Annotated in this window: 20 protein-coding genes; 6 read left to right on the forward strand and 14 right to left on the reverse strand. The window is 49.3% G+C overall.

Going from position 1 to position 26,209, the window contains the following annotated elements:
• Position 1: 1 nt before the first annotated feature.
• From NF543_RS03575 to NF543_RS03585, 3 genes are all read right to left on the reverse strand, one after another.
• Positions 2-1,954, reverse strand: a complete 1,953-nt coding sequence (locus tag NF543_RS03575) for a DUF1963 domain-containing protein (protein WP_257666733.1) — start codon at positions 1,952-1,954, stop codon at positions 2-4.
• Between the two features lie 73 nt (positions 1,955-2,027).
• On the reverse strand, positions 2,028-2,630 hold the full coding sequence (locus NF543_RS03580; RefSeq protein ID WP_257666734.1) for a zinc ribbon domain-containing protein: 603 nt from the start codon (positions 2,628-2,630) through the stop codon (positions 2,028-2,030).
• 11 nt (positions 2,631-2,641) lie between these two features.
• Complete coding sequence (locus NF543_RS03585) at positions 2,642-2,968, reverse strand: magnetosome magnetite crystal formation protein family (protein ID WP_257666735.1); 327 nt, start codon at positions 2,966-2,968, stop codon at positions 2,642-2,644.
• A 192-nt stretch (positions 2,969-3,160) separates the two neighbouring features.
• Here NF543_RS03585 and NF543_RS03590 point away from each other — a divergent pair, with 192 nt between their 5' ends.
• Both NF543_RS03590 and NF543_RS03595 read left to right on the forward strand, forming a co-directional pair.
• A complete protein-coding gene (locus NF543_RS03590; RefSeq protein ID WP_257666736.1) occupies positions 3,161-5,059 on the forward strand; it encodes a LuxR C-terminal-related transcriptional regulator in 1,899 nt (632 codons plus the stop codon).
• Positions 5,060-5,079: 20 nt separating this feature from the next.
• On the forward strand, positions 5,080-5,226 hold the full coding sequence (locus NF543_RS03595; RefSeq protein WP_257666737.1) for a hypothetical protein: 147 nt from the start codon (positions 5,080-5,082) through the stop codon (positions 5,224-5,226).
• 4 nt (positions 5,227-5,230) lie between these two features.
• On the opposite strand, the gene NF543_RS03600 is transcribed toward NF543_RS03595, so the two are convergent.
• The 5 genes from NF543_RS03600 to NF543_RS03620 all read right to left on the reverse strand — a co-directional run bounded on the left by NF543_RS03600 (position 5,231) and on the right by NF543_RS03620 (position 12,664).
• Positions 5,231-6,046: a tetratricopeptide repeat protein gene (locus NF543_RS03600; protein ID WP_257666738.1), complete on the reverse strand. Its 816-nt coding sequence runs from the start codon at positions 6,044-6,046 to the stop codon at positions 5,231-5,233.
• Positions 6,018-6,557, reverse strand: coding sequence for a hypothetical protein (locus NF543_RS03605; protein WP_257666739.1), 540 nt, complete (start codon positions 6,555-6,557; stop codon positions 6,018-6,020). The genes NF543_RS03600 and NF543_RS03605 overlap by 29 nt, the downstream gene beginning before the upstream one ends.
• Positions 6,550-8,946: an ABC transporter permease gene (locus NF543_RS03610; protein ID WP_257666740.1), complete on the reverse strand. Its 2,397-nt coding sequence runs from the start codon at positions 8,944-8,946 to the stop codon at positions 6,550-6,552. Before NF543_RS03610 ends, NF543_RS03605 begins: the two co-directional genes overlap by 8 nt.
• An 84-nt stretch (positions 8,947-9,030) precedes the next feature.
• Positions 9,031-10,179, reverse strand: coding sequence for an ABC transporter permease (locus NF543_RS03615; RefSeq protein WP_257666741.1), 1,149 nt, complete (start codon positions 10,177-10,179; stop codon positions 9,031-9,033).
• 118 nt (positions 10,180-10,297) lie between these two features.
• The gene (locus NF543_RS03620) at positions 10,298-12,664 is read right to left on the reverse strand and encodes an ABC transporter permease (RefSeq protein ID WP_257666742.1); all 2,367 of its coding nucleotides are present in this window, start codon (positions 12,662-12,664) and stop codon (positions 10,298-10,300) included.
• A gap of 265 nt (positions 12,665-12,929) precedes the next feature.
• On the opposite strand from NF543_RS03620, the gene NF543_RS03625 reads away from it, so the two are divergent.
• Together NF543_RS03625 and NF543_RS03630 are read left to right on the forward strand one after the other, a co-directional pair.
• Entirely contained in the window at positions 12,930-13,457 is a 528-nt protein-coding gene (locus NF543_RS03625; RefSeq protein ID WP_257666743.1) for a hypothetical protein, read from the forward strand.
• A 4-nt stretch (positions 13,458-13,461) separates the two neighbouring features.
• On the forward strand, positions 13,462-13,632 hold the full coding sequence (locus NF543_RS03630; RefSeq protein WP_257666744.1) for a hypothetical protein: 171 nt from the start codon (positions 13,462-13,464) through the stop codon (positions 13,630-13,632).
• Positions 13,633-13,650: 18 nt separating this feature from the next.
• Here NF543_RS03630 and NF543_RS03635 read toward each other — a convergent pair whose 3' ends face one another.
• The 6 genes from NF543_RS03635 to NF543_RS03660 form a co-directional block, all read right to left on the reverse strand.
• The gene (locus tag NF543_RS03635; protein ID WP_257666745.1) at positions 13,651-16,026 is read right to left on the reverse strand and encodes an ABC transporter permease; all 2,376 of its coding nucleotides are present in this window, start codon (positions 16,024-16,026) and stop codon (positions 13,651-13,653) included.
• Positions 16,027-16,198: 172 nt separating this feature from the next.
• Positions 16,199-18,538 carry an ABC transporter permease gene (locus NF543_RS03640; protein ID WP_257666746.1) on the reverse strand — a complete coding sequence of 780 codons (2,340 nt, stop codon included), beginning with the start codon at positions 18,536-18,538 and terminating at the stop codon, positions 16,199-16,201.
• 152 nt (positions 18,539-18,690) lie between these two features.
• Positions 18,691-19,944 (reverse strand): efflux RND transporter periplasmic adaptor subunit, encoded by a 1,254-nt coding sequence (locus NF543_RS03645; RefSeq protein ID WP_257666747.1) that lies wholly within the window; start codon positions 19,942-19,944, stop codon positions 18,691-18,693.
• 353 nt (positions 19,945-20,297) lie between these two features.
• Complete coding sequence (locus NF543_RS03650) at positions 20,298-20,624, reverse strand: type II toxin-antitoxin system RelE/ParE family toxin (RefSeq protein ID WP_257666748.1); 327 nt, start codon at positions 20,622-20,624, stop codon at positions 20,298-20,300.
• Positions 20,614-20,829, reverse strand: a complete 216-nt coding sequence (locus NF543_RS03655) for a hypothetical protein (protein ID WP_257666749.1) — start codon at positions 20,827-20,829, stop codon at positions 20,614-20,616. The genes NF543_RS03650 and NF543_RS03655 overlap by 11 nt, the downstream gene beginning before the upstream one ends.
• Positions 20,830-21,106: 277 nt before the next feature.
• Positions 21,107-22,408, reverse strand: a complete 1,302-nt coding sequence (locus NF543_RS03660) for a UDP-N-acetylmuramoyl-tripeptide--D-alanyl-D-alanine ligase (RefSeq protein ID WP_257666750.1) — start codon at positions 22,406-22,408, stop codon at positions 21,107-21,109.
• Positions 22,409-22,697: 289 nt separating this feature from the next.
• Here NF543_RS03660 and NF543_RS03665 point away from each other — a divergent pair, with 289 nt between their 5' ends.
• Positions 22,698-24,542 (forward strand): N-acetylmuramoyl-L-alanine amidase, encoded by a 1,845-nt coding sequence (locus NF543_RS03665; protein ID WP_257666751.1) that lies wholly within the window; start codon positions 22,698-22,700, stop codon positions 24,540-24,542.
• Positions 24,543-24,564: 22 nt separating this feature from the next.
• Positions 24,565-26,082: a glycoside hydrolase family 10-like protein gene (locus NF543_RS03670; RefSeq protein WP_257666752.1), complete on the forward strand. Its 1,518-nt coding sequence runs from the start codon at positions 24,565-24,567 to the stop codon at positions 26,080-26,082.
• Positions 26,083-26,209: the final 127 nt, after the last annotated feature.

Raw genomic sequence — 26,209 nt, forward strand, 5'->3', positions numbered from 1 at the left:
TTTAGCTGCTTTCTAGTCCGCAGAATACATTGGAGAAATCTCCTTTTGCAAGGTCGCTTTTGTGAATAACAAAGTAGATTTCACCGGCATCCCAAAAGGAGAAGCCAGTATTGTTGTCCGAGCTGACGCGCAGCAGCACCACGAAATCCTCCGGGTTGCCCTTCAATTTGTTGGCGGCCTCGATCTGGGGCGAGTCGTGCTGCTTGAAGACGTAGCCGTTGATGCCGTGGACAGGCCGTTGTCCGGAAGCCTGTTCGAATGCCGCACGCAGCTCCTCGGCCGCTTCATAATTTTCTTCCAGATCGGCCAGTTTCTCCGCCGCACCCGCATAAAAATGATCGTCATTGTAAAAGTGAGGGATGCAGGCGTATGGGGATGCTGCTGCCTTGTGAGGTTCATAGATGCCGAAATCGTCATGGATGTCTTCTTCTTTGATGCCGAGAGAAGTCCCTGGGACTAGTGTTTCGGCACCCCATGGGTGGTAAATGACCCTTGCACCCAAGTCTTCCTGGTCGGTGATGAAGAAATATAGCATTCCTTCGCGTGGCAGGTACGATTGATATGGCGCCAGTTCCTCACAATTGAGCTGGGCGATGAACTGGTAGCCTGACAAATCCCCCTTGTGGCTGGTAAAAGTGGGGTAGGCAATGCCTTTCGGTAGATCCGGGAGTCCGCCGAAGCGCGTGTTGCCCTTGGTATCGTAGTCATCGGGTCCGGTGGTCTCCAAGGCCACCGCCCATAACGCCACGGCATTCAAACCTTCCCGGTAATCGGCCCACTTGTCGTCGGCCAGCACCTTGTCCAGCATCTGGGCGAGTGCGGTATCGTTGCGGGCATAGAAGATCGAATCGTCGAAAGCCACCGAACCCTTGCCATCAGCACCCTTGTAGGCATAGTCCAGCAGTGCCTGTTTCTTCTCGATTTCAAGTTCAAGGTTTTCGATGCGTTCCAATCCCGGCGGAAGGGACTTCAACGGATTTTTATTGATATCCAGCCGGGTCAGGTTCGGTAGGGCCACCAGGGATTTGGGGAGTGTTTTCAGTTGGTTTCCTTCGAGGGCGAGAGATTTGATCGACGACGAAAAACGATCGGGCAGGGTGGTCAAGCGGTTGTTGGAGAGGACGCAGTATTCCAGGTTCGGGAGTGCTGCGACGCTTTCCGGCACCGAGGTGGCTTGGCTTCCGGTGATGTATAGGTTACGCAGCTCGTGCAGATCGCCAATCGTTTGGGGAATAACCGTTGCCCGCTGCATCCTGGTTAACGCCAGCTGCTTCAATTTAGTAAACCGGTTGATGGTCTGCGGGATTTCCCGCAATCCGTAACTGGCCGGTACACCGTAGTCATAATACAGCGTCAATGATTCAAGTTCGGTGTACACGTACAGTTCTTCGGGCAGGGTTTCTGCATCGATGTTGTCGAGTTGGATGTGGCGTGGCACATTTGCGGGCGCGGTGCGGAGTTCTTCGAGTGAAGTAAAGCGGTAATGCTGCCAGGCGAGTCCCTCTATCGGCAGCTGCTTAGCAAACTGCACGGCGTAGCGTTTGGTTCCCATCATGTTATGGAAGTAACCATCGAATCTGACCCAGCCATCGGCGAGTGTCAGCTCCTCAGAGAGCTCCAGGTCATACTTGAAGCCCCCTTTCCACATCACGTGGCCAGAGGTGTCGCGTTCTTTTTCATAGCGGATCCGACCGGTGGGTATGCCGTTGCGGTAGATCTGTTTCAACGAGAACGTGAAATAAACCTCGCCCTCCTCATAGTCATTGAGGATATGGGCGTGCAGCTTTTCGTTGTAGTTGTCTGCCCGTGCCTTCAGCGTCATAGAGAGGTCATTGCCGGTATCGCTAAAGGCCGGAATGAGGATTTCGGATGAATCGAGATAGGTAAACGGACGCCCGTCTACGCGGAAAAATTCCTCGCTATCGGTTGTCGGGGCGATGTGTGTCGTCATCATGGTGATTATGAGGTTTACGAATGTGATTAATAGCGTGACTAACATGGCATGAGATTAATAGGCGAGGCCATAGTTATGGCCGCCGGATGTTGACGATCCGTTGGTCGTCTAGCAATTCCTTCAGTTCGTCTTTTGCATAGAACCATACTTCGTCGCTAAAGTCGTCTCCATGATCCCGGCGGATGCTGCTCAACTGTGAAGAAAGGTCTACTTCGTAGTTATTTACGCGGAAGCCGAGGGAGTCGCCATGCAATTGCATCAACTGGAATAACGTATAGCGTCCGTTTTCCTGCTTGACCCCGTACACGTCGCCTACCTTGGGATCTTTCAGGTAGTTATGGGTTTCGTTCCGCTCATTGATGACAGCGGCGGCAATCAGCAGTGCGAAAAAGATACCGACGAAAATCCCGCTGAAGTATTTTAGAGGCGGTCTTGGTTTTTCAACCTTGGCCTCGGCAAGCAATTGGGGCGAGAGCTCGTTTCCCTCGCGTATCTGGCGGCAGTGCATGCATTGGCTGCCCGTGATGGTTCGGTAAGGGAACACGGGGATCCAGAAGATATGGAAATAGCGTACCTGATAATAGAAGCCAACGGAGGCCTGCTGGCCGCAGTAGCTGCAATCGTGCCGGGTAGGTGTCTGCCCGACGACTTTCCTTCCTGTTCCGAAAATAATCATGGCCTTCGCGCTTACAGGTTAAACTTGTTTTCCACGAGTTTGCCGATGACGGGCACGGGCCGCTGCGCCTCATTGGACGCGGTGACGATGCCCAGTAGCATCAGGACCACGGGGATGAACGAAATGATGTAAAACACGGTAGACAACGCCGGAATGATACTGACCGCTATCGCAGACGCGATACCGAGGACCACCGAAAGGAGGATGATGCCGAGGGATTGGCGGAGGTGATAGCGGACAAAAGTGTCTTTCGGTTCCGCTTTGCTGTACGAGAGGTAGGCGATGATCCATCCGATGATGGTGATGTAGCCGATGATGGCGGTGGTTTTGTGATTCATGATGTGTTTAATTAAGTATAACCATAATGTGTTGAAGCCTGTGCTTCACTGGGGACAAACATCGGGAGTATGTTCCAAACGGCCATGGTTTTGGGGACTACAACGCAACTACAGGCTTGCGGCTGAGGTGTCTACAAGGTGTCTACAAAAGTTTATTAACTGTTTGTTTGTTAGTATTTTGTGTTTTTTAATGTGTTTGGATGTTCCATTCTTTTTCCTATTTTTGGGTCGATGCAAACCAAGAACCGATACATCATTACGCTGTTGCTGCTGTGCGGTTATGTAGCATGCGTATGCGCGCAGGAGCGGTATGCCGACTCGCTGGAGCAGCGATTGCAGCACGGTGCCGTATCGGCCTACGAGCAGGTGATAATCCGATGTAAGCTGGCAAGGGCGTGTTTTGAGGCCGACCTGGATGAGGCGTTCCGGCATACGGAAAAGGCGTTGGCCGTGGCGCAGTCCCTGCGCGATGGGAGCGGAAAGGCATGGGTATACGCCACACAGATACACCTGTATGTGCAACGGAAAGACATGCCAGCCGCTTACGGGGCGCTGGATAGTGCACTGTTTTACCAGCACCGGTCGGCCGATTCCGTCGCCAGGGGGATGGTGTGGCTGCGCAATGGCTGGCTAGACGTGGTCGAGAACGAAAACGATCTGGCCGTACCGAAACTGCTGAAGGCTGTGGAGTGTTTCCGGGCTGGCGGCAATGAAGAATATGCATCCCTCGCTTACCATTACCTGGCCAGTATCTACAGCTATGGCACCGATGTGAAGCGGCAGGCAGACTATGCGCAGGAATGTTACGCACATGCGGTACGCAGCGGGGAGGTGGATGCCCTGAATACCGCATACTACACCATGGGCCAGCATTTTTACGATGAATATAAGGTAAATGATACACAACGCACGTTGTTGGACTTTGCCCTGCGCTACTACGCCAGGTCCGTCGCGTTGAGCGCGCGTGAAGGCGGACGGTTGCTGGTGCGGAGCAATACCGCAGCGGTGGCCCTGAATACGGCCAACATTTATTTCCAGCATTTCCCTTCGGCGTATCGCGACAGCGTAGACCGTTACCTCGGGATTGCCGAACGCATCGCCACCGACACCAAGCTTACCGAAATTCTGGTCAACTGCCATGGCATGCGCAGCGAATATGCCTTGCGTGCGGGAGACACGAAGGAGGCGGAGCGGCAGTTGCTGGAAGCGTTGGCGCGGGTGGGGGACAGTGTGGTGGAGATGCCCCTGACGGAAGCCCGAATCTACCAGGCACTGGCCCGGGTGGCCGAAGCACGGGGCGATAAGGAAGCGGCGCTCGGTTACCTCAAAAGTTTCGTGGCAAGTAACCAGAAAGCGTTCAACCAGGAGCGCATCGCCAGTGCCCAGCGGATCGATGCGCGGTACCGGGCCGCGCAGCAGGAGCAGAAGATCGCCCTGTTGGAGCAGGAGGCGGCTTTCCGCGAAAAACGTGCACTGCTGTATTTCGGCTTGGGGATTGTGGGTTTCGTTGCCTTGGTGCTCCTGTTGGTGTCGTATAACTACCGGTTGAAGGCATCGCTGCGGAAACAGGAGCTGGCCGATAAGGAAAAAGGAGAAGCCGAACTGACGGCTAGGCTGAAAGAGGCGGAAACCAATCAGCTTTTGGCCGAACAGGCCCTGCTGCAGGAGCGGCAGGAGCGCCTTGAAAAAGAACTGCTGGCCGAGCAGCTCCGCAAAGAGGAAAAAAGCCAGCTGATGGAATTGCTCGCCGGAAAGAGAAATGCAGCCAACAGCACGCTCATCGACGAGCAGGTCAGGCGCATGGCGCGGCAGCAACAGAAACTCGACCGCGATTACGAGGGACACAAGGCCGATTTTCTGGAAATAAACCAGGCGTTCTTTGAGCGCCTGCAACGGCGGGCCGGCGATTCGCTCACCCGCTTGGACTTGAAATACTGTTCGTATATCCTCATGGGGCTGCCGAATAAGGAAATCTCGGCTCGGCTCGGCATCGAGCCCAAGAGCATCCGCATGGCACGCTACCGCATCAAACAGAAACTTGGCCTTGGCAGGAATGAGGGGCTGGACCAGTTCATCTTATCCCAGGCTTAAAAATTTGATCAGTTCACTTCGTGGCTGCCTTCGAGATGCAGCGGCGGGTATACAATATGTTTGTGATGTCCTATCGGCTATATCAGAAAGGGAGGAGCTTCGACTGCGATACCCCCACACCGGAGAAACTCAGCACGATTGCCGCGGGTAACCCGAATACCGGCTAACAGGTCATTGAAGTGCTCGACTGATATCTTCTGCATAAATCTGCCAAGGCATTTCCACATAGGGATCCTGAGCATGGTATCCTTCGCCATTAAATAGCACTTTCGCTCTTTGGAGGCTTGCGTTGGCTTGCTCCTTTTTACCCAATCGGGCAAGTAGTAACCCTTTATAGTAATGTCCATCGGCCAGCTTTTCATAGTGGTTTATTTGCCGATCGAAATCGGCCAATGCGCCTTTGTAGTCTTTCAGCTCCAGTTTCAGGATACCCCGGTAGAGGTAATCGTAGTTTCCAACCCATTCCGGCCCAAGGGCCGCGACGGCTTCATCGATGGTTTTATCAAAATAGGCCATTGCGGCTACGGAGTCCTGCAATCCCAACTTGGCGAAGGCCATCCATGTGTAAATATTGAAATCGCCCACCATCTTGGGTGAACCGGCTATCAATGTATCGTAACGCTGGAGATCAGCCAAGCCCCCTTCGTAGTCATGGAGGAATTTGACCTTGCACCAGCCGCGAATATCCAAGTAGGTTTCGGGTTCCAGCTCAACCGCTTTGTTGAGGTGCTTCATCCAAGTGGCATAATCCCCTCGTTTGAGGTAGGGAACTCCCTTTTCCCGCCATCCCTTGGCAAAGGTAGGGCATAGGGCGATAGCGCTATCGAGGTAATGTTGGGAGCGGGCACTTCCCTGACTCCCCATTTCAGTGTACAGTCGCTCGGCCAATTCGCAGTCCAGTAGCAGCTCGGCCTCCTGCTGTGTTTGCTGCCCACATGTGCCAAATAGGAAGCTTAGGCTAAGGCAATAGATCAACCACTTTTCCATCGGTGAGCTTGAAAGTCAGGTATTGGTAATAATCATACGTATTCCCTTGATGTTGCCCCGGACGCCAATCGTCTAGCTCCTCGACGAAGGCGACAATATCTGCGACGAACGGCTGGGGGAATGATGTGGTTTCATAATTGCCATCCACCTGCAATACGCGGAAGCGGCCGGTTTGCCCGTCGCGGTTCACGATGAAGCGTACCGTAATGTATCCGTTTTTTGCCACAGTCAACGTTTGCCCGGATAGTGGATGGGTTTTCAGCAGCTGGATTAGGCGCTTACGCCCGCCCCGATAGCCGCCATCTACGGCATAATACTGCTGGACGACACCATTACAGCATTTGAAATCCGGACTGTCCAAGGCTGGGTCGTAAGGGATAGCCCCCACTTCATGCCCCTGCCGCGGCTGGAGATCGGTCAATGTTTGAGCAAAACTGGGGAAAGCCAGGGCAGTCAGATAGACCCAAAGCGTTATGATGGGATAATATGGCAGGTGAGTCAGTTCATTCATCTTTCAGGATATCAGCGGGATTCGTCTTTGCGGTACGTAAAGATTGGTACGTCACGGTCAATAATATAATAACTACCATACATACTCCGGTTACCGCAAACATCCACCATTGAATGTCGATACGGTAAGCAAATGTAGACAGCCATTGATTTATCAACAAGTAAGCCAGTGGGAAAGCAATCAAGCCCGCCAGTACAAACAACCGGAAAAATGGTCTGTTGAGCTGCAGAAATAACTGACTAATGGAGGCGCCCAGCACCTTACGGATGCTCATTTCCTTCTGTCGGATGCTGATGCTGTAGGCAGACATGCTGAATAACCCCATCATGGCTATAACGATGGAAAGAATCGTAAAGCCACCCAATGCGGATTGGAGCCGGTTTTGTTGGGCATGAAGTGCTGCGTATTGTTGATCCAGAAATTCATAGGAGAAAGGAATCCCCTCTGCCATTTTATTACGTTCCCATTCGCGCTTCAGAATCTCCAGCGCCCGCCGTGTCGTGCCTGGAACCGTCTTGACCATCACCGCATGCCGATAGCGAGCATCGCCACACTCATTTTGCTGGGTATATACTGTAGGGCGTACGATGCTCTCAAATCCATTTATTTTACTGTCCTTTACAACCCCGACAATGGTAAAGTCCACGCCACAGCCGCTTATTTTGCTTCCCAAAGGTTGGGTAAAGTCCAGTGCCTTCAACGCGCTTTCGTTGATTATCGCCAGGTTTGACGTATCCCGTGATGAAATAGCAGCGAATGCGTTTCCCTCCACGACGGCGATTCCCAATGTTTCAAAATACTCACCGTCCACGCCAATGTGTTGCATTTCCTTGGCGGCATCGCCATGCATGAATGTTTTCATCGGAGGGGGTGTTGGACTACCCGGAGGATCTGTTGTTGCGGCGACATATTGGATTTCAGGGAACTGCGTCAAACGAGCCCGCAAATCCCGAGTGGGTTCGTGAACAGACAAATACTGCCCCCATATTGGCGCGTTGATTACCTGTGCCGGTTCAAAACCTTTATCGGAAGTCTGTATGTAGTCTAGTTGCCTACTCAAGACCAACAGCGAGGTCAGGAAAATCACGGCAATGGTAAACTGGAAAGTAAGCAGGCCATTCCTGAGTCCCTGCATCCGATGGCTGGTTTGAAAGTTGCCCTTCAGCACCTGCACGGACCGGAATCCAGACAGTATAATCGCTGGGTAAGCTCCTGAAACTACAGTTGTCACCACGGTCGCCGCCAGCAACTGCCAAAGCATCAACCTATTGGAAATAGAATCACCTAGTTCATAGTCGAACCACTTCTGCAAGCCATTGTGAGCCAACACGACCAACCACCATGCGATAATCGCCGACAATAGGCACTGTATGAAAACTTCCGAGAAGAACTGTAGCGCCAGGCGTTTCCGGCTGACACCAAATATTTTTTTGATGCCCACTTCCTTCGCCCGCTTGTTCGCGAGTGCAACCATCAGGTTGGCGAAATTGAAAGCGGCCAAAGCGAGGATGACGGCTGATAATACACCGAGTATCCAAATAGCTAGGTAGCCAGCATTTGACCCATGTTTGGGACGTAAATGCAGGTTAGCCAGTGGATCCAAATAGATTTCGCCTGCGGCAAACGCGGAGGAGATGGTAAACTGGTGGGGCGCGACATCCCTTTTGTAAAGCTGGTTGATTTTTTCCGACACCTGTTGGACATCGGCTTGAGGGTGGAGTTGGATATAGGTTTGGTAAAGGCGGGGATTGTCCAATTCGGCGCCTTGCTCTTCCCCAACTTCACCCTCTACAAACATGAAGTCGGAATCCACCAACGATAATTTACGTTTCTTGGCCACACCGTGTATGGTCTCGTATTGACCGGCATGCGCTCCCATAATTGCCACATTCCGCGGCTCGAAAATCGTCCTGTCTTCATTTGGGAATAGAGTTTGGAATGTTTTGGCGTCTACCAAGCGGATGTTACCGAACGCCGTGTCTGCCATATCCAGGTTTGTTGCCTCAATGGCCATGATTCTTGCCAAACCCTTGTCCACGACCTTGCCGTTGTTGATGACGGCAACTTCGTCGCCGAATAGGGGCAGGGTGCCCCAGCCCCAGGTGCTCATGTTCAGCATCCTACCTGCATCCACCGCCTCTGGCAGTTGCACCTTGATCCGGTTGGCCAAAGAGGGGGGCGTTTGGTCGGTAAATTGCCCTTGGTAGGTCAGGCCCACCAAGTAGATGTGGTCGTAATTCGGATTCCATTTGTCATAACCGGTTTCCCGATTGATGTATTGGTAAGACAGGATGAATCCTGCGAAGCCAAGGGCCAGGCCTGTGATATTCAGTACCGTGAACACCTTTGAGCGCAGTAATCCGCGCCAGGCGATTTTGAAATGGTTCATTAGCATTTTTTTAGACGACAGTTAGACATGAGATAGGCCTATCCTTGCGCTTTGTTCCTTTCATCCTTGCTCTTTTTTATTTTACTATTCATCCCTCAAACTATCCACCGGATTGGCCCATGCTGCCTTGATGACTTGCAATCCTACTGTTGATAGCGCAATCGCTATCGCCAATTGGATAAATGCGAATGACAAGCATAAGGCCACTAAGGTGATGAGTATCGATTCGATCAAAAACTGAATAAACAACTGTTTTCCAGATTCGCCAAGTACTTTTCGTGTGCCTATTTCTACGCTACGGCGCGCTTGTTGTGCGATCGATAGGTTGATGTAATTGATGCTGGCAACCACCATGATGCACCCACCCACGATGGCCAAAACAACCAACAGTGATTTTTTGGCGGTGCCGCCGTAATTCATATCGAAGTGCACTTCTTCAAGTGGAAGCAGTTTGAAATTGTAGACATTTGTAACACTTGGATCCAGATTCTTGGCAGCCAGTTGCATCAATTTTTGCTCAACAGCCTCTTTTTGCAATGGATGCTGCAAGGAGACGAACACATTGTTTGACGAATTGATAAACCTCCAATAACTGAAAAACGCATCCATGATGTCCGGTTGCAATGACCGGATGGAGTTCAACGATAGATACAACTCAGCTTTTAAGCTGGTGTTGCTCCGAGAGTCGTCAATAACGCCCACGACCTTGAAGGGATGCTTGTTATCTACCAGAATGATTTGTCCCATGGGATCCGCATTGCCGAAATACGTTTCCGCCGACTTCGCGGTTAAGGCAATGGAATTCACCTCGTCTAAATCCTTGGGGTTGCCTTTCAACCAGTCAAAATCAAACAGCTCAAACCAATTGGAGGAGGCTAAGGCAGCTTGTTGTCCTGTTTTATAGAGCCTCTCCCCGATTTTCAGCGTAAATTCCTGATTGCCCAGTAAAAAGGTGGCGTCCTCCACTTCGGGCATTTCTGTTTGGGGGGCTTTGTACATCGCATAGGAAGCTCCCTTACTATACTCGGTTTTTTGCAGGTGCAGTTCACTGACCAGCCGGAATGTCCGATCCGCTTTGGGATGGAAACGATCAAAGCTATGGTGGAAGGCGATATAGGTATACAAGAAAAGACACGTTGCCAGCCCAAGGCCTAATCCCAAAATATGCAGTAGGGTATATAGCTTGTTTTTGATGATGTTACGCCAGGCGATTTTGATGATGTTTGTTATCACGGCTTTCAGATATCAGCTTTTGGCCATCAGCTTCAAGCGCAGTTTGCAAAGATTGTATACAGTTTCTGGCGTCTGAAAGTCAGCTGATTGTTGATAGCCAACTGCTGATAGCTTATAATTACTCATCCCGCAAACTCTTCGTCGGATTCGTCAATGCCGCTTTGATGGCCTGCGAGCTCACGGTAAACAAGGCGATGACCAATGCCCCAAGGCCAGCCAACGCAAACACCCACCAATGCAGGTTGGTGTGATATTGGTAGTTGCTCAGCCAGTCGCTCATGATCCACCATGCAATGGGAAAGGCAACGGCACAGGATACCAGTACAAGCACCACAAATTCGCGGTTGAGTAGGCCGACCAACGACGACACCGAGGCGCCCAGCACTTTCCGGATGCCCATTTCCTTGGTACGCCGCTCGGCGGTGAATGCCGCTAGGCCAAACAAACCGAGGCAGGAGATGATGATGGAGAGTACGGCAAACACACCTGCAAGTTGCTGAATAAGCATCTCAGACTGGAATTTTTCGTTAAACACGTCATCCAAAAACTGGTATTCAAACGGATAGTCTGGATTATTGGCTTTGATGACCTGTTCGATTTGGGCTACGGTTTTGGACAGGTCCACGCCAGCTTTTGTCTTGATGTTAAGTACGCCCGACGTCGATTCGAATGGGTAGAAAAAAACGGGGTCTGCCGGAGTATAAACGTTGTTGTATACGAAATCCTTCACCACGCCGACAACCGTGTAGGGCGCCTCTCCCCAGCGGACTGTCTGCCCGGCAACATTGCCTTCGGGCTTAATGAGTTTGGCAAAGGCCTCATTGATGACAATGCTGCTGCTGTCGCCCAACATATGGGGCCGAAAGTTACGGCCGTCTACCAGTTGCATGCCCATGGTAGGGATGAAGTCTGCATCGGTATGCAGGATGCCCACAAGCGCTTGTTTGTTGGGGTCTTTGCCTTCCCAATTCATGCCCCACGTATTCGAGCCGATGTTCAGCACACGCATGTTACTGATTCCTGCGTTTTCCCCTCCACCGGTTGCGATCAGTTGCTGTTTAATTACGTCGATATGTTCCAGCATTTTTCCGCGTAGCTGGGTGGTGAGTACCTGGCCGCGGTCGAAGCCCATGTCGCGGCCCTTTACATGCTGTATTTGCTGGAAAATGATGATGGTGCAAACAATAAGGGTGACGGAGGCCGCGTATTGCAGCACCACGAGCCCTCGACGGATGAATCCGGCAGCCCCAGCCTTTTGCCGGGCACCTTTCAGCGTGGTAATTGGATTGAAGGACGACAAATAGAAGGCCGGATAGCTACCTGAAATAACTCCGCAAACCATCACAATCGCTACAAGGAAGGCGATATGAAGCGGTTTAAAAATCTCCACGGACAGTTCTTTGCCGACCAAGCCATTAAAGGATCCAATGAATAGGAAGATAAGCCCGATGGCCAGTAAGGCAGATAGTGAAGCAAGGATAATCGATTCACCCAAAAACTGACGGATGAGGGATGTTTTGGTAGCACCTACTACCTTACGCATACCCACCTCCTTCGCACGCTTCTCCGAGCGGGCGGTGGCGAGGTTCATGAAATTGATGCAGGCGATGAGGAGCACCACCCAGGCGATGATGCTGAACAGCCGGACATATGTTATACGGCCTTCCTGTTCGTTGCCGTCCTTGTCAAAGCTGTTATATAAACGCCACCGCTCCATGGGATAAAGGAAGTTTTTGTAGAATAAATCGTTTCCGACTTTTTGTTCGGCAAAATCATAAAGCTTTTTGTTGACATCGGCGAGATTGGCCGAAGGCTCCAACTGTACATAGGTCAGGAGGCTGTTGTTGCCCCAACTCTCAAATCCTCCTTCATTCAACCGTTCGAGTTTCGCAAAGGGGATGATCCAATCAAATTGTAAACTGCTGTTCTTGGGAAAATCTTTTACCACGCCTGTTACGGTATAGCTTTCGTCATTATTGATACGTACCAGCTTACCCATTGCAAGTTCGTCGCCAAAGAGCCGTTTCGCCGCAGTCTGTGTGATCACCATATCATTGACGTTGTTCATGGCGGACGCCCGGTTGCCCTCCGTGAATTCAAGCGAGAAGATATCCATGAAATCCGGGTCGGCATAAAACCCGGTTTGATAGAGGTTGTCGTTTCCTATGTTGAACAGCAAGGGCATTGGCCAGTTTACTCGTGCTGCATATTTGATGCCCGGTAGTTCGGCTTTGATGGCGGGTGCCAATGGCCCCGGGTTGGCTTCAAACACAAACGTCCCGTTGTCATGGGGCTGCTTGGACTTGGAGATATAGATGTTTTCCTTGTTGGGGAAGTGCTCATTGTAGCTCACTTCGTCTTCCACCCACAGGAAGATCAGCGAAGCAGCAGTAATGCCTACTGCCAGTCCAAAAATATTCAGGGAACTATACCCTTTGGTCTTCCAGAGGTTGCGGAAGGTGGTTTTGAAATAGTTCTTTATCATGGCTATCGGATTTCAGCTATTGGCATTCAGCTTTGTTTCTCATATTTGTGTAAAGGGTGATTTTTTCGTTCTGAAAAGTTCCAGCGGATATCGCGCCATTTTTTTAAGGTTTTGTGGTTTAGTATGTTATGTGTGTGTTGGTTTGGGAAAGTGTTCGATATCGAACACTTTTTTGTACGATATCGGACAGTTGGTGGGCTGCGTTTGTTGTCGGAATTGGAATTTGGAATTTCATAATGCTTGTAGAAATTAGTACATTTGTAGTATGGCAAATCGGGTAAACATTGAGCAAGGTTTCATTGTCGATCGGCTCACGAACTCCATTTTGAACACAATTTCCGGAGATAGTTTTCCAACCGAGGTATCGCATGTGGGTAAAGATGACTTGACAGCCATAACAAAACGGAATGGATGGAATTTTGATTGGAAGATTGAGTTTAAGAACATAAAGAAGGAGGTATATAAACTGACCATTGTTAATAACTTTTCCATCATTCAGGGGCTGCTGAGTTTGACGATTGAAGGAGACCATGTATTCATGAATTTATTGGAAAGTGCACCATTCAACATTGGTAAGAATAAGTTGTACGAAGGGGTTGCGGGTAATCTGGTTGCATATGCCTGTAAGGTGTCGTTTCAAAAAGGGTTTGACGGATTTGTAGCGTTTACAGCTAAAACGCAATTAATAAAGCACTACGAAGAGACGCTTGGGGCATATCACTTTAAAAGCCAGCGGATGATAATCAATAGTGAACCAGCGAGATTTTTGGTTGAAAAATACTTCAAAACATAAGATCATGAGTTTGATAAAAGAGCCGAAAGGCGTGGATTTTATTATCCAAAGTAAGCCGCTAACGGATGTTGAGCGGAAGGAAATCAGTGCGTATATTCAGCAGCAAAAGCTAAAAAAAAAACGTACTGGTACGATGGCCAAAGTTGGAAAGAAAGCAAGCCAGCAACAGGTTTAATGCGTACGCACTATAGTACTACTCCGTCCGAATCGCCTTGATCGGATTCTCCTGCGCCGCCTTGAGCGACTTGCCACACACCGTGATGGCAGCAATGGCGAAAGCCGCGAGGCCAGCTATGGCGAATACCCACCACTCGATCGCTGTGCGGTACACATAATTCTCCAGCCACCTGCTCATCATCCACCAAGCGAGTGGGAAGGCTACCACAAAGGAGATACCTACTAATTTCAGAAAATCTTTTGATATCAGGACGATGATATTAGCCACACTAGCACCTAAGGTTTTGCGGATGCCGATTTCCTTTACTTTAGTTTCTGCCGTAAACGTGACGAGTCCAAACAGACCCAAGCAAGAAATCAGGATGGCAATGCCCGCAAATACATTAAATAGCTTTCCGGCCTGAATATCGCTTTTATAAAGTTTGTCAAACGACTCGTCCATGAATTGATATTCAAACTCAAATTCACTATTGTATTGCTGCCACTGCTTATTCACGGCCGCGATAGCTTGGGAGGCTTCATTGCCCGTGGTTTTCACATACATTCCGCCCAAGGGCATGCCGCTATCCGAAAACAATACACATGGGCCAATGGCGATTTTTAGGTTATTGAAGTGGAAATCTTTTACGACGCCGACAACGGTCCTGGGCTGATCACGGAAGGTGATGGGTTTGCCAACGATGGGTTCTTCCAGTCCCATTTGCTTCACGGCAGTCTCATTGAGGATGATATAGCTGGAGTCTGCGGGTGTATCCGTAAACCCACGGCCATCAGCTAGCTGCAATCCGATAACTTCTAAGAATTTGTGATCCACCGACATGAAGTTGACCATAAAGTTGGCCATACTAGCTGGTTTGCCTTCCCATGCTATGTCGCCTGTGCCGCTACCGATATTGCTGATATTGCCGCTGGCCGCTGTGACACCTGCAATACCTGGGTGGTTTTCCAGTTCGGCACGTACGGCATCAAACCGGCCTGAAAAATTTCGTTGATTGAAGAAAAAGACGTTTTCCTTGTTGTAGCCTAACTCCTTCTTGCGGATAAAATCCAGCTGACGGCTGATGATGATGGTAGCAATGATGAGTACCACCGAGCAACTGAACTGTATCACCACCAACGCCTTACGGAAGCCGTTGTTTCTGCCGATGCCCGGCAATATCCCTTTCAGGGCTTGGGCGGGCTTAAAGGTGGAAAGCAGCAGCGCGGGATATATACCGGCTAAGAGCACAACGGCGGCTAAACTACCCGCGAAGAGCATCCATATGCGAATATCGAGCAGGCTAAAGACCATCTCCTTGCCGGAAAGGCCGTTGTAGAGCGGCATCGCAGCGTAGGAAAGCCCGATGGCTAATAGCATGGCAATAACGAATATAACAACCGATTCGGTGATGAATTGCCAGAATAGATGGAAGCGGTTGGCGCCAATGACTTTCCGCACGCCGACTTCTTTGCTACGCCGTGTGGAGCGTGCGGTTACCAGATTGACGTAATTGATACAGGCAATCAGCAGGATGATACCGGCGACGAGCGCAAAAATCCGCACCTGTTGCATACCGTTGTCCTCACCCTTGGCATTGTAGAGGTGTACGTTTTCGAGCGGCTGCAGGAAGTAGACCAGGGTCTTGAAAATTTCCGCCTCATTATTTTTGCGATGCAGGTCGGCAAGCTGCTGGCCCACGTTGCTTGGGTTTACTCTTTCATTCAGTAGAAAGAACGTACGGTAACCGAAGTTGCCCCACTCCCCGTTGATGCCATCCCCATTTTCATTGAGCAAATCAAAGGGCAGGAGGAAATCTGCCTCAATGGATGAATTGGTGGGAAAATCTTCAAGTATCCCGGTCACGCGGAAGCTCCGTTTACCTTCAGTAGCCCCCTCATCCATGTTGATGAGTACCGTTTGCCCCATAGCATCTTCACTGCCAAAATATTTCTTGGCCAACGTCTTGGTGAGCACAATGGAGTTGTTGTCGATAAAGGGATTCCGCAAATCACCTTCCAATAATGTAAAATCAAAGATATCGAAGAACGATGGATCGACATATTGGCCGTTCTCGTCAAACTTACGATCACTATTGGCCATGGTGAGCACGGCATCGCTGTTACTTGATCGACATGCATCGGCTATGCCGGGTATTTCTGCTTTCCCGAATAATGCCAGGGGTGGAGGTCCTACCGGCCAGACGTTCTCCGATGTGACATCAAATGTCGTGGAGACCTGATAAATCCGGTCGCCTTTGCTGTGCATCCGGTCGAAGCTCAGTTCATCCCACACCCACAACAGGATGAGGATGGCCGCAGAAAGGCTCACTGCCAGCCCTGCGATGTTAATGGTGGAGTACGACCGGTTCTTGGTGAGCGTACGGAAGGCGGTTTTGATGTAGTTCTTAATCATGGCTTTTTGGCATTTAGCAGTTGGCTTTCGGCTATCAGCGGTCAGCAATCAGCTTTATTTACGTTTATACGTTTGTATTTTGTTTCGTATTCCTTCGTTTAGTTAAGAACCTTAAACTCATCGGTCCGAACCTATCCGATATCCGCCAGTTGGCGGACGAAAGCTAACAATCCTACTCCGTCCTTATTGCCTTAATCGGGTTTTCCCGTGCCGCCTTCAGTGATTTACCGCATACCGTAATGGCCGCGATGGCAAAGGCAGCGAGACCTGCTGCAGCGAATACCCACCACTCAACACCGGTATGGTATACGTAGTTTTCCAACCAGCTGTTCATCATCCACCAACCCAGCGGGAAAGCCACCACAAACGAGATAGCCACCAGCTTGAGGAAATCTTTTGAGATTAAAAGGATAATGTTGGATATACTGGCCCCCAAGGTCTTGCGGATACCGATTTCCTTCACCTTGGTTTCAGCGGTGTAGGTGACTAGTCCGAATAGCCCGAGACAGGAAAGCAGGATGGCGATACCGGCAAAAATATTGAACAGCATTCCTGTACGGATATCTTCACGATACTGCCGGTCAAACGTTTCATCCATGAATGTGTAGTCAAACTCGTAGTCGGCATTGTACTGCTTCCACAGTTTTTCTATAGCTTCGACTGCTTGCTTGGCATCCTTGGCGGTGGTACGTACATAGATGTTATCCCACCCCCAAGTGGTGAACAACACAACAGGGCCGATAGCATTTTTCATGTCTCGGAAATGAAAATCCTTGACAATGCCTACGATGGTACCCGGTTTTCCCTGGTGGGTAAGCGGTTTGCCAATTGGGTCTTCGATGCCGATTTGCTTTAAGGCGGTTTCATTGAGGATATAATGGGCACTGTCTGCCGGAGTACCGGTGAAGCCTTTACCCGTCACCAGTTCCATGCCCATGACATCGATGAAATCATGATCGACCGACAATTGGTTGATCGTATATTGATTCATACTGGCAGGTTTTCCCTCCCAATCGATGGACGTGGTGAAGCTTTGTGCATCATCCAACCGGAGTGATGAGGCAGTTACCCCTAAAATGCCGGGTTGATTTTTCAGTTCACTCTTGATGGTTTCGAGATTTCCGAAATTGTGTCGCTTAAACATCATCGTATTCTCCTTATCATAACCCAGATTCAATTGACGAATATAGGCGAGTTGTTTGCCGATGACGATGGTGGAGACAATGAGCACGACGGAGCAGGTAAACTGTACCACGACTAGTGCCTTGCGGAAGCCATTGTTTTTGCCTAAGCCAGGGATGATTCCTTTAAGGGCTAAAGCGGGTTTAAAGGTGGAAAGTATGAGTGCTGGATACACTCCCGCCATGAGGAGCACCACCAGCATGGAAGCACCAAATAGTATCCATACCTTGCTATCGAGTAAGGAAAACAGCATCTCCTTGCCTGATAGTTCATTGTATAACGGCATGGTTAGGTAAATAAGGCCAATAGCAATAACCATTGCTATCAAGAATACTACTACGGATTCGCTGATAAACTGCCAGAAAAGATGCGTCTTGTTGGCGCCCACTACCTTTCGGATACTTACTTCTTTGCTCCGGCGTGTGGAGCGGGCAGTCACTAGGTTGACATAGTTTATGCAAGCGATGAGTAGGATTACTAAAGCTACTATCATGAATATTCGCACTTGCTGATGGCGTTGCGAGTCTCCTTTTAAGTGAATGTCAAGAAATGGAAACAAGCCGTAACGGAATTCTTTGAGTATATCCGCATATTCCGAATTATTGTCCACATGGATTTTGGTCAATTGCTGGCTCACTGATAATGGGTCACTTTCTGGCTTCAACAGTAGATAGGTTTCGTAGTTAAAGTCGCTCCAATTGCTATTGAGGTCGCGTCTCCCATTTTCACCCAGTAGCTCGAAGGGGAACAAGATATCGTATTGGAGACTGGAATTGTTGGGCATATCTTCGATGACCGCTGATACCTCATAGCTTTCCGTTTTGCCGATTTGGATGATTTTGCCGACGGGGTCTGTGTCTCCGAAATATTTTTTTGCAATGCTTTTACTGATGACCACGGAATGCAGGTTTGCAAAGGGGTGTTCACGGTTGCCTGCGATAAAGGGGAAGTCGAAGATTTGGAAAAATTCAGGGTCTACATGTCGCACAGATTCTTGGAAATGTCTCCCTTGGTATTCTACCAACTTAGTGCTACCGTCGTTGATACGTGCAGCGGCTTCAATCGCAGGAATTTCGTTTTTTCCGAACACCGCTATGGTAGAGGGTGTATTGTACCATATATCCCCGCCGTTGGGATCCAGCGTGGCTGTCATGACATATGTGCGATCGCCCTTGTTATGCATACGATCGTAACTTAGCTCATCCCACACCCACAGGAGAATGAGGATGGCCGCCGAAAGGCTCAGGGCCAATCCGAAGATGTTAATGGCTGAGTACGACCTGTTTTTTGTCAACGTGCGGAAAGCGGTTTTTATGTAGTTCTTTATCATGGCTATTGAATCTCAGCTATCGGCCGTCGGTTTTATTTACGTTTATTCTGTCTGTATTTCATTTTGTATTCCTTAATTTATTAAAACCTAAAACTCCCTTGGGCGAAGGCCTTACGCAATCAGGCCGACAGCCGGTTGCTGATAGCCGACCGCTAGTTACTAATACTCAACTCCTGCACCCGATCGTACGTCTCATAACTCGATGTCACCACTTTATCTCCCGGTTCTAGTCCACTGATTACTTCATAATAATCGGGGTTTTGGCGACCAAGCTGCACATCCACCCGGTAAGCGGTCTTGCCGTCTTCTGTGAGCTTGAATACCCAGTTGCCTCCGGTTTGCTGATAGAAGCCACCTTTGGCCAGCAAAATAGCTTTGGTTTCATCGCTGAGTGCTAGGCGGATTTGCAGGGTCTGCCCACGGCGAATACCTTCAGGCACTTCGTTCACAAATACCATATCCACTTGGAAGCGGCCATTGGTTACCTGTGTATAGACTTTCTTGATCACCAACTTGTAAGCTTTGCCGGCGAAGGTGAATTCGCCTTCCAAATCGGGATAGATGCGCGAAATGTAATGCTCATCAATGTCAGCGCGGACCTTGAAGCCAGTGAGCACATCGATTTGACCGAGGCGCTCACCGGGGCTTTTGCTTTGGCCGATTTCCGCATCGAACGAAGTGAGCTGCCCGTCCACGGGTGAGCGAAGGATGAGGTCACCTACTTTTTGCCGCATCAATCCCAATGCAGACATGCCGCTGGAATACAGTTGCTTATTCTGTTCAAGTGATTGGACACTGCGGATGGAGTCCTGGACGATGTTTTCACGGGTCAGCTTTATCCGTTGCAGCTGGTAATCGTAGTTGTTTTTCGCCTGCTGGTATTCCTGGAGCCCTACGGCTTTCTGTTCATATAGGGTTTTGTTGAGGTCATAAAGCCGCTTCGCTTCCTTGAGTGCATTTTCCGCATCGGCCATCTGGTTGCGGTTGGCAATGGAAGTTTGCTGTGCATTGGTTTGTGCAATCTGCATTTGGGTCAGGTTGTTATATACCTGCGTCTCTTGGGTTACCAAGCTCAGTTCCAAATCCGTATTTGAAAGCCGCATGATGGGATCGCCCTTTTTGAGGTGTGCCCCGTCTTCTACAAACTTCTCTTCCACACGGCCACCTACGGAAGCATCGAGGAAAATACTGCTGATGGGTAAAACAGAGCCATTGACGGGGATAAATTCCCGGAAAGAGTCTTCTTTCACTTCGGATATGGTGATGCGTTCGGCGTTCACGTTGAGCCGTGAATTGCCGGAGGTAAAGTAGTAACTGGCAAAAATCAAGGCTAGTATGCCTACGATGCCCGCAACCATCGCGATGCGTTTACTGTTCCATCTCTTTTTCGGTAATGCTCTGTCCATTGTTTTTCGCTATCAGCTACCGGCTATCAGCCATCAGCTATCATTTTTTTGTTATTAACTGTTTGTTCGACTGCTCCTGCCTGGGGCAGGACCAACTGCTAATTAACTATACAAGGTCGTGCCAAAAATATAACTTATTTGAATACAGTATATTGTGGTTTTTAATAGAATAAAACTGTTCGATATCGAACACCTATTGTGCGGTAGCGGACAGCGGGTTTGATGGATGAGTGGAATGGTGAAAAATGAGCTGCGGCGCGAGATCATTACTATTTTGGTGCCAGCCTGAAGGACCTCGATCGCTTGTTGGATGCGTTACAGGCGATTTCAAGGTCGGCTTAATGATCGGAATATTATTTTACGTGTTCAAGCAACTTAAGCAACTCCTTGTCGCTTATAGATGATTGATTTGACTTATCGTAGATTGATAACAGGAAAACGGTGGAATCCTTAATCGTAACGTACGTGATTGCACGTGCTCCGCCTGATTTGCCTTTACCTTTGGAGGCGATGGCTATTCTTATCTTATAGCAATCGTTTCCTATAGGAGTGCCGGTTGTCGGATTATTTTTGAGTGTATCGACAAGTGATAAAAATTCAACTTTTAGAGAGGGGTACTTCTTGGTTAGGCGTTTAAATTGCTTATCGAAGTAAGCAATCGTATGAATATTAAACTTCATTCATCAAGTCTTCGATAGGTCGTGTTTTTAGTTTGCCCGCTTTTACCGAAGTAGCGTTTTTATAAGCAGTCTTGATTTCCTTTATTTCGTTGAATAATTCAATATCTGACTCAGAGAGTGCTTCTGCGTTCACAAATGAAAAGTCTTTCAACACTTCCATAAGTGCCGCAAATTTGTTGTCCTTAACTTCTAATAAGACCTTCATATTGAAATGATTTAATACAAACTTAGATAAAGTTGCTTTAATATGCAACTATAATTGCGTGAAATAAAAAGCAACTTTATTCGCAGTCGTCTACTTTCACCTGAGCTCATGAATGCTACACAGTTATCGGTCTACTCAGCTGCCATTGAGAACGGCGAAGCCCTCTTGAACACCTTTGAAATAAAATTACGTAAGTGAAAAAACAACTTTTATAGAGGAAAAATACTTAAATAATCGTATGTAACCAAGCGTTTTTTCCTTATCACCCCAATGAGGATTACAACACGTCTATCAGTTTCTCGAAAGCCATGCCCCGTGAAGCCTTGAGCAAGACCAATGCCCCTTCGATGGGGAACCGATCCAAGGCTTCCCTTGCCTCCTCGGTGGTTTCATAGCATTCAGCATCTGGGTGGCGGTGCTGCCGGAAAGCTTTGCCTACGAAGATGGTGCGGGCGGCGTGAAGCGCAGTAGCTTGCTGCATCACCTTGCCATGTTCTTCATGCGAGTCGTCGCCCATTTCAAACATATCGCCAAGGATGATGGCTTTCTTATCGGCCTCCAGCATGCGGAGGTTTTCCAAGGCCGCGGCCATACTGCTGGCATTGGCATTATAGTAGTCGCAAATGAGGGTATTGCGTGCCGTCTGCATAAGTTGTGAGCGGTTGTTGGCGGGTGTATAACCAGCAATGCCTTGGTTGATTTTTTGGGGTGCCAAGCCGAAGTGCCTGCCGATGCAAGCCGCGGCCAGGATATTTTCCGTATTGTATGAGCCCGTCAGCTGGGTGCGTACCGTATGACCGGTTTCGTTGCCTTTCTCTCGCCACCGCACTTCTAGCAAGGGATTGGCACCAATCAATTCGCCGATCAGGTCATTCTCACCGGAAAAGCCGTAGCGCACCACGTTACCGATAGGCCGCCCTTCGGCCATTTCGCGGAGCAAAGGATTGTCTTGCTGCAGAAATAACGTTCCATGGTTAGCGGCCAAATAATCGTATAATTCTCCCTTTGCCTTTTTGACGCCTTCAAAGCTGCCAAAACCTTCGAGATGAGCCTTGCCTACGTTGGTGATAAGTCCATGGGTGGGTTGTGCAATTCCGCAGAGGAATGCGATTTCACCGATATGGTTGGCTCCCATCTCCACAATAGCCAGTTGCGTTTCTTCCATGATGGATAGGACAGTCAGCGGTACGCCGATATGGTTGTTGAGGTTGCCCTTCGTAGCATACGTATTGAATTTTCGCGATAGCACAGCATGGATCAATTCTTTGGTCGTCGTTTTACCATTGGTACCTGTAATGCCAATAATAGGAATCCGTAGTTGCGCGCGGTGATGACGAGCCAATTCCTGCAAGGCGGTCAGCACATCTGCAACCAATAGAAACCGCTCGTCCTTTTGGTAAGGTGCTTCATCGATGATCGCATACCGTGCGCCTTTGTCAAGGGCCTCGACTGCAAAGGCATTCCCGTTGAAATTTGCTCCTTTAAGGGCGAAGAACAGGCTATCGGGCTGAATATTGCGGGTATCCGTACTGATAGCAGGGTATTTGAGGAAATAAGAGTACAATGCCGAAGGTTCCATGATGCAAGTTTAGTTAAAAGTCGGGAAGTCTGAAAGCCCGAAAGTCCGGTTTGCCATACGCATTGATGCAACATTTTTATTCATATACGCATAAACAAGCAAAATATTCCAGATTATTTCCTTATTCTTGCATAAGCGTACCTTTAACCAATTGGTAGCCTTCCAAGATTTAATTGCAGGGATGGGATAAGCCACTATTGGTTTGCTGTAAGATTTTATTTAAATGAATATGATTTTAAACTTAGATAACTTCACTTTTATATGCAAAATAATCGCGTTGCATATAAAGGTGAAGTTATCGGTCTCTCCTCTGCCATTGGGAAGCAACTATTATAGAGGAAATACCCCTAAATCTCTCTTCTTTGCCGTATTTATGGCTGTAACCATGGTGCTAAGTAGTTCCTTTGTATCCATGGGACAACAGCATCCGAGGCTGAAGATCGTATCCCCAGCAGCGGATAGCAGCATGATTGACACGTCCATAGCCTATTTCAGGGGAGTAGCCGACCCCTCCGGTATGTTGTTCCTCAATGGGACGGAAGTGAAGATATACCGTACAGGGGTGTTTGCGGCGCCTTTGTACCTACAAAACGGCATAAACGAATTGGAGATATGCCACGTCGTTGATACCGATACCTTGCGTAAGCGAATGGTGATGGTGCATGAAAAGCCCGCACCACCGCAGCCTACGGCTGGATTTGCCATTGAATATGCGCGGATATTACCTGGGGGCGAGTTGTGGTTGCAACCGGGCGACCACCTGCAAGTGGAGATGAAGGCCACGCCGGGCATGCAAGCTTATTTCTACAAGGATATTCCGCTATATGAAGTGGATGCATCTGAGGCGGGGGTTGCGGGTATTTACCGGGGTGAATATACCGTACAACCGTCAGACACATTGGCGAATAAACGCATCCCGTTTTATCTTCGCGATAACGCAACCAAAAAGAACGTGACGCTTGATAGCCGGGAGCAGGTTACCTTCCTCACCCAACACCACACACTGACCGGCCTCACCACGGGAGACCAGGCGCCGTTGTTCTATGGTTTAGGCACCGATCGACTGGGGGGTGCACGGATGGGGCACCTCGATAACGGGGTGAAGCTGGAGGTAACCGGAAAATGGCAAGACATGTACCGGGTAAGACTATCCGAGCAGATGCAGGCCTATATCCCCGCAAATAACCTGCGTTTGCAAAAAGGAGTGCACTTCCGTCCCCATTCCATTACCGGCAGTTGGGCTGTGTATACCGATACCGTGAATGACTATGTGGCGATAGGTCTCAACGAGCGATTACCGTATACATCCATCCAACAGCAAGATCCGACGCGTATCGTGGTGGATGTTTATGGAGCCGTATCCAATAGCAACTGGATTACCCAAAAAGACGGGCTTTTGGCCATTCAAAACGTTTGGTACGAACAGGTGAGCAAAGATATTTTCAGGATATATATCGAACTGAAAGAAAAACAATTGTGGGGGTATGAAATTGGTTATGAAGGCAGTAGATTGGTTATCCGTGTGAAACCGCAACCTCCTGTACTCGATCTGCGTCAACTCACCGTTGCTGTGGATGCCGGACATGGGGGTAGCAACCGAGGCGCCATGGGGATGACCGGCGTGCTGGAGAAAGACCTTAACCTATCCATGGCATTGAAGCTGAAGAAGGCATTGGACAGGGCTGGTGCCTCCGTAATCATGACTCGGGAGACCGACAAACCCTTCAATAATGGTGAACGGTTGAAATGGATCAAGCAGCAAAACCCGGATATCTTGGTAAGCATCCATTGTAACGCATCGGGCAACCCCATGGTGCAGGGGGCTTCTACCTATTATCGTCACCAACCTTACCGTCCGGTGTCGCAACATATCTATGCGGAGATGCGCAAATTGGGCCTGGCTGATTTCGGCAATGTAGGTGGCTTCAATTTCACGCTCAATTCGCCTACAGAATTTCCTTCGGTATTGGTGGAAGTAGCGTTTCTCTCCAATCCGGAAGACGAGGAACGGTTGCTGGATACGAAATTCCATGATGAGGTGGCTGGAAGTATTGTAGCCGGATTGCAGCGTTTTTTGAGGGAGGTGGATCAGTTGTCGGCTGTCAGCTATCGGAAATCAGCTATCGGAAATTAGCCGTTGAGAAATAGTATAAAAAATGATGAAACAAACTTTTCAAATACTGTTCGGATTGTATCTATTGGCGTCTTGCAGCTCCAAAAGACCTGTGATGATGGATCGTACCGCTATGCAACCTCCATCAGCCATGCGCGAGTTCCGGGCAGCATGGGTAGCCACCGTAGCAAACATCAACTGGCCGAGCAAACCCGGTCTGAGTACGGCCGAACAACAACTGGAGGCACTTGCCTTGCTCAACTTCCTGAAAGACCACCATTTTAATGCGGTTATCTTCCAAGTGCGGCCACAGGCGGATGCATTGTACCAAAGTAACTTGGAACCTTGGTCATATTACCTTACCGGGAAGCAGGGCATGGCGCCCAGTCCTTATTATGACCCCTTGGCCTTTTGGGTAGATGAGGCCCATAAGCGAGGGTTGGAATTGCATGTATGGCTCAACCCTTATCGGGCACATCACATAGAAGGGGGTGAGGTAGCCGCTGAATCCATTGTCAACAAAATGCCTGGATCGGTCGTGAGGCTCAAGGAGGGATATTGGTGGTTTGATCCGGCCAAGCAAAGCACGCAAGACCACTCCGCCGCCGTGGTGATGGACATCGTGAAACGGTACGATATCGATGGCGTGCACTTCGATGATTATTTCTACCCTTATGAATCCTACAATGGAGGTGCCGACTTCCCGGATGACGACAGTTGGGCGGCCTACCAACAACAGGGAGGGGCGCTTTCAAGAGCAGATTGGCGTAGGGGCCACGTCAACCGATTTATCGAACGTATTTACAGGGAAATCAAGGCAGAAAAGAAGGGCGTAAAATTTGGGCTAAGCCCTTTCGGTATTTGGCGTCCGGGCTATCCGGAGGGTATCGCGGGGATGGATCAGTACAACAGCTTGTATGCCGATGCCAAATTGTGGCTGAATGCGGGTTGGATAGATTACTTTGCACCACAACTGTACTGGCCCATTTCCCAAATGCCGCAGAGTTTCCCGGTATTGCTGGGCTGGTGGCAGCAGGAAAATATCCATGGGCGACACCTGTGGCCGGGTATGAACGTAGGCCGTGGAGGAGATGAAGCCAACTTGAAAGAAGTGACCAACCAAATCATGATTACACGGGGGATGCTACCTGCTAGCAAAGGGGCCATCCACTGGAGCATATCATCGCTCACCCGCCACCCCGCACTTGCCAAAGGGTTGTTAGATGGCCCTTACAAACAACAGGCTCTGGTGCCAGCTAGTCCTTGGTTAAGCAATGATGCCCCCGAGATTCCAACGGTGACCGTGGCGGATCTGGGTAGGGAAGTGGATGTAAGCTGGGAACACCCCGACGTTGGCGGTGTATTCAAGTGGGTGGTGTATTTCCGCTTCGGTGCCACGTGGGACTATGAAATTTTACAAGGCGATGCCACCTATCTGAAGTTGCCGCGCTATGCCGCTGACGAAGAGACGAAACTTGCGGAAGTGATCGTGACGGCTGTAGATTGCTTGGGGAATGAATCCGACATGAATAAAATAATCATTAAACCCACAGGGGAATGATTATTTTTATTCATCAAAGGTTCCATGAGACCTTTAAAGAACAGTTATGTACGAATGAATCCGACATGAATAAAATAATCATTAAGCAAACCGTGCAATGATTATTTTATTCATCAAAGGTTCCATG

The sequence above is a fragment of the Parapedobacter tibetensis genome, from assembly GCF_024704835.1.
In the GTDB taxonomy this organism is placed as follows: Bacteria; Bacteroidota; Bacteroidia; order Sphingobacteriales; family Sphingobacteriaceae; genus Parapedobacter; species Parapedobacter tibetensis.

Excerpts from the sequence above, each read along its gene's own strand:
- NF543_RS03575 (WP_257666733.1), bottom strand. The coding sequence starts at position 1,954 with ATGATGACGACACACATCGCCCCGACAACCGATAGCGAGGAATTTTTC.
- NF543_RS03580 (WP_257666734.1), bottom strand. The coding sequence starts at position 2,630 with ATGATTATTTTCGGAACAGGAAGGAAAGTCGTCGGGCAGACACCTACC.
- NF543_RS03585 (WP_257666735.1), bottom strand. The coding sequence starts at position 2,968 with ATGAATCACAAAACCACCGCCATCATCGGCTACATCACCATCATCGGA.
- NF543_RS03600 (WP_257666738.1), bottom strand. The coding sequence starts at position 6,046 with ATGGAAAAGTGGTTGATCTATTGCCTTAGCCTAAGCTTCCTATTTGGC.
- NF543_RS03605 (WP_257666739.1), bottom strand. The coding sequence starts at position 6,557 with ATGAATGAACTGACTCACCTGCCATATTATCCCATCATAACGCTTTGG.
- NF543_RS03610 (WP_257666740.1), bottom strand. The coding sequence starts at position 8,946 with ATGAACCATTTCAAAATCGCCTGGCGCGGATTACTGCGCTCAAAGGTG.
- NF543_RS03620 (WP_257666742.1), bottom strand. The coding sequence starts at position 12,664 with ATGATAAAGAACTATTTCAAAACCACCTTCCGCAACCTCTGGAAGACC.
- NF543_RS03625 (WP_257666743.1), top strand. The coding sequence starts at position 12,930 with ATGGCAAATCGGGTAAACATTGAGCAAGGTTTCATTGTCGATCGGCTC.
- NF543_RS03630 (WP_257666744.1), top strand. The coding sequence starts at position 13,462 with ATGAGTTTGATAAAAGAGCCGAAAGGCGTGGATTTTATTATCCAAAGT.
- NF543_RS03635 (WP_257666745.1), bottom strand. The coding sequence starts at position 16,026 with ATGATTAAGAACTACATCAAAACCGCCTTCCGTACGCTCACCAAGAAC.
- NF543_RS03640 (WP_257666746.1), bottom strand. The coding sequence starts at position 18,538 with ATGATAAAGAACTACATAAAAACCGCTTTCCGCACGTTGACAAAAAAC.
- NF543_RS03645 (WP_257666747.1), bottom strand. The coding sequence starts at position 19,944 with ATGGACAGAGCATTACCGAAAAAGAGATGGAACAGTAAACGCATCGCG.
- NF543_RS03650 (WP_257666748.1), bottom strand. The coding sequence starts at position 20,624 with ATGAAGTTTAATATTCATACGATTGCTTACTTCGATAAGCAATTTAAA.
- NF543_RS03655 (WP_257666749.1), bottom strand. The coding sequence starts at position 20,829 with ATGAAGGTCTTATTAGAAGTTAAGGACAACAAATTTGCGGCACTTATG.
- NF543_RS03660 (WP_257666750.1), bottom strand. The coding sequence starts at position 22,408 with ATGGAACCTTCGGCATTGTACTCTTATTTCCTCAAATACCCTGCTATC.
- NF543_RS03670 (WP_257666752.1), top strand. The coding sequence starts at position 24,565 with ATGATGAAACAAACTTTTCAAATACTGTTCGGATTGTATCTATTGGCG.